The organism is Rhizobacter sp. P1_G5 (genome assembly GCF_056405435.1).
In genome coordinates this window covers 1-3,076 of record NZ_JBFUCB010000684.1, presented here as the reverse complement: position 1 = coordinate 3,076, position 3,076 = coordinate 1, and the positions used below count along the sequence as shown (strand labels likewise).

Annotated in this window: 3 protein-coding genes and 1 pseudogene; 3 read left to right on the top strand and 1 reads right to left on the bottom strand. The window is 71.6% G+C overall.

Features of this window, described 5'->3' with window-relative positions; genetic code table 11:
* Positions 1-219: pseudogene (locus tag AC1D12_RS29430) on the top strand (VWA domain-containing protein); the annotation flags it as partial.
* Positions 206-901 carry a hypothetical protein gene (locus AC1D12_RS29425; RefSeq protein ID WP_047512035.1) on the top strand — a complete coding sequence of 232 codons (696 nt, stop codon included), beginning with the start codon at positions 206-208 and terminating at the stop codon, positions 899-901. The pseudogene AC1D12_RS29430 and the gene AC1D12_RS29425, both read left to right, overlap by 14 nt.
* On the opposite strand, the gene AC1D12_RS29420 is transcribed toward AC1D12_RS29425, so the two are convergent.
* Positions 858-2,090 (bottom strand): MFS transporter, encoded by a 1,233-nt coding sequence (locus tag AC1D12_RS29420; RefSeq protein ID WP_477825800.1) that lies wholly within the window; start codon positions 2,088-2,090, stop codon positions 858-860. The two genes, AC1D12_RS29425 and AC1D12_RS29420, sit on opposite strands and share 44 nt — an antisense overlap.
* A gap of 112 nt (positions 2,091-2,202) precedes the next feature.
* Between AC1D12_RS29420 and AC1D12_RS29415 the strand changes: the two genes are divergently transcribed.
* On the top strand, positions 2,203-3,033 hold the full coding sequence (locus tag AC1D12_RS29415) for an AraC family transcriptional regulator (protein WP_465112555.1): 831 nt from the start codon (positions 2,203-2,205) through the stop codon (positions 3,031-3,033).
* Positions 3,034-3,076: the final 43 nt, after the last annotated feature.

Below are 3,076 nucleotides of genomic sequence, written 5' to 3'. Positions count from 1 at the left end.
GACGGCGAGAACAACAAGGGCCGCACGTTCGAGGAGTTCAGGCGCGACTATGAGCAGTTGCCCGAGGACGCCCGCTCGATCCCGGTCTTCATGGTGCTGTTCGGCGACGCCAACGAGAAGCAGCTGCGCGAACTGGTGAAGGTGACCGGCGGCCGGCTGTTCGATGCGCGCAAGACGCCGCTGTACGGCGTGTTCAAGGACATCCGTGCCTACCAGTAGCTCGCTCGGCAGCCGCCTGCTGGGCGTGCTCACGTCGGCGCCGAACTGGATCGGCCTCGCGCTCGCGAGCATCGCGCTGGTGTTGAAGGGGTTCGGCCTGCTCGGCAACGCCGCGTTGCCGGTGGCCGTGCTCGGCTACGCGGCCGGGTTCGTCGTCGGCGGGCTGTGGCTGGGTTTCCCGACGCTGTCGCGGCCCGGCTGGGAGGCCCTGCAGTTCAGCGACGACGGCGACACGCGCGAGGCGATGGAGCGTGCCCTGCAGGGCGTGCGCGGGCTGACCCAGTACAACCCCGACGACCGCCTGCCCGCCAGCCTGCAGACGCGCGTGCTGGAGCTGTGCAAGGCGCTGGACGCGCTGCGCCGGCAGTGGGAGCGCTCGCGCGGCCACCTGTCGCTGGACGACGGCTTCGACGCGCGCCGCATCGCGATCGTCCACCTGCCGGAGGCGCTGAACGCCTACCTGTCGATCCCGCCGTCGTATGCCCGCACCCGCACGCTGTCGAACGGCAAGACCGCGCTCGACACCTTCGCGCAGACCCTGGCGCAGCTGGAGGCGAACGTGGCGCAGCTCGCGGACGACCTGGCGGCACAGGACGCCCAGGCCTTCCTCGCGCATTCGCAGATGCTGTCGCGCGAGCTCAGGCCGCCACCAGCACCGTCCGGCGAACCCGCCGCACATTGAAGGCGCTGGCGATCAGCACGCCCTGCACCACCGCGATGCCCAGCCAGACCTGCGCCGGACGGTGCCAGTCCATCAGCGTGCCGAACAGCAGCGGCGCGATCGCCTGGCCGATGTCCAGGCCCGAATAGACGACGCCGTAGACGCGGCCGGTCGCGTTGTCGGGCGCCGAGCGCTTGACGATCAGGTCGCGCGACGGCCCGGCGATGCCGGCCGCGAAGCCCATCGCCCCGAACAGCACCGGCACCGCCAGCGCCGGGATCTCGGCGAAGCCCACCACCAGCGCGATCGCCGCGGCCACGCCGAAGCCGGCACCGACGATGCGCTCGCAGCGCGCCGGGTCGGTCACGAGGAAGCCGCCGACCACCATGCCGCCGGCGCTGCACACCATGTAGACCGTCAGGCAGACGGCCGCCAGCTGCGTCGGCACCTCGTGCAGCAGGCGCGCCGCCTCGGGCGCGAAGGCCTGCACGCCGCTCAGCGCCATCGCATAGAAAAAGAAGAACGCGAAGCACATCCAGACCGCCGGGATCGACAGGAAATCGAGGCTGCCGCCGGCCGCCGCTTTCGCCGCGGCGGCCTTGGGCGAGGCCGCGATGTCGTCGAGCGCCAGCTTCTCGCGGTTGAACCACAGCACGATCAGCACCGCGAACGCCAGCACGCCGGCGCAGGCCAGCGCGACGCGCCACGAGTACGCGAGCGTCAGCGGCACCAGCATCGCCGGCGCCAGCGCCCAGCCCAGGCTGCCGGTGATGCCGTGCACGCTGAACGCGTGGCCGAGGCGCGACGGGTGCACCTTGCGGTTCAGCAGCGTGAAATCGACCGGGTGGAACACGCCGTTGCCGATGCCGGCCAGCACCGAGAACGCCGCCAGCATCCACCAGCTGGTGCTGATCGAGAAGCCGAAGGCCGCCAGCCCCAGCAGCGCCAGGCCCGCGAACAGGATCGGCCGCGGGCCGAAGCGGTCGACGATGAAGCCCGACAGCGCCTGCGTGATGCACGAGACGACGAAGAAGATCGACATCAGCAGCCCGAGCTCGGCATAGCCGACGTTGAATGCATCCTTCAGCCACGGGAACAGTGGCGCCAGCAGCAGCTGGCTGAAGTGACTGATGCTGTGCGCCAAGCCGACCAGGCCGATGACGGTGGCGTCCTTGCGCAAGGCGGGTGCCGGGGCGGCCAGGGTGTTCATGCAGGAGTTCGGCAGGTGGAATCGAGCCCCGATGGTAGGCAGTGACGAGGCGGCCGGATTGCGATAGCCTGTCAATCCTTGTCGAGATCCTGCCAACCATGAGCACACCACCATGAGCACGCCACCGATAGGCCCGCTCACCCCCCACCTGTACATGCCGACGCCGCAGCGGCCGCTGCGCGCGAAGCAGCACCACCTGGGCACCGACACCCGCGTCGTGCCGCACGACCACCCGTGGGCGCAGGTCGCGCTGTCGTCCACCGGCGTCGTGCGGCTGACGATGGAGCATGGCACCTACCTCGTGCCGCCGTCACGCGCGCTGTGGATCCCGGCTGGCATGGAGCACGCCGTCAGCGTCGTCGAGGATGCCGACCTGCGCACGCTGTACCTGCTGCAGCCGCGCGGGCGCAGCGGCCCGGGTGTCGCGCCGGGCGAGCAGGCGCCGTGGCGGCAGTGCCGGGTGCTCGAGGTGTCGGAGCTGCTGCGCGCGCTGGTGCTCGAGATGAACGTGCAGCCCGACGGCGGCGGCCCGCCGCTCGGCGCCGGCGAACTGCAGCGCGAGCAGCGGCTCTCCGCGCTGATCCTCGACGAGCTGCGCCGGGCCCGCCCGGTGCGCCTGGGCGTGGACCTGCCGGCCGACAAGCGGCTGCGCACGCTGTGCGAGGCGGTGCTCGACGATCCGACACGCCACGCCACGCTCGACGGCTGGGCCAGGGACACCGGCGCGAGCCCGCGCACCGTCGCGCGCCTGTTCCGCCAGCAGCTCGGCACCACCTTCGTCCAGTGGCGCCAGCAGGTGCTGCTGGCCAAGGCCTTGTCGATGGCGGCGCGCAAGCAGCCGATGGGCGTGATCGCGGCCGAGCTGGGCTATGCGAGCGCGAGCGCGTTCAGCGCGATGGTGCGGCGCTCGGTGGGGGCGCCGCCGAGCCGTTTCTTCAGCTGAAACGGGCCGAGCGCCGGGCCGCCCCAGGCCGGCCCGCATCCCC